The following is a 516-nucleotide window of genomic DNA, read 5'->3' as shown; positions in this document are numbered from 1 at the left end:
CCCGCGCGGGCGTCGACGATGCCCGGGACCGCCTTCGCCGGGTCGACGCCGGCCCGCAGCGTCGGCGTCCAGCCGGCGCCGGACTGGAGCGTCTCCCCGGGGATCTCCGCGTTGTGCACGGCGATCAGGTCGACGGCCTTGCCGTTGACGTAGTTGTCCTTGGCCGTGACCGGCGCCTCGTTCCACTTCTTGAGGATCTTCGCCGGGCTGATGCCCTGCGCCAGCGTGACCGCGTTGTGCTCGGCGACGAGCCGGGACTCCTTGCCGATGCCGTAGACGTAGCCCCACTTCTGGCCCTTGGTGACCACGAAGTGGTTGTTGTACGAGTCGACCTGCCCGAACCGCACTCGCGGCGCCCGCTCGACGATGCCCTCGAAGCGGTTGTGGTGCAGCGTGACCTTCAGTTTGCCCGAGTCGTCGGCGGTGGCGCTGTCGCTGTTGCCGATCAGCATGGTCTTGTCGTGGTCCTTGAAGGAGTTCCAGGACACGGTGACGTGGTTGGAGCCGCGCACGACG

At 68.0% G+C, this 516-nt stretch carries 1 protein-coding gene; it reads right to left on the bottom strand.

Annotated features, from left to right (window positions below; translation table 11 throughout):
* Positions 1 to 516, bottom strand: a 516-nt coding sequence (locus CCL05_RS43665) for a pectate lyase family protein (protein WP_483025088.1), incomplete at both ends; no start/stop codon positions are given.

The organism is Streptomyces africanus (assembly GCF_002150735.1).
Lineage (GTDB): Bacteria > Actinomycetota > Actinomycetes > Streptomycetales > Streptomycetaceae > Streptomyces > Streptomyces africanus.
Note: the sequence above shows the minus strand (reverse complement) of the source record. Positions and strands in the feature narration are given on the sequence as shown.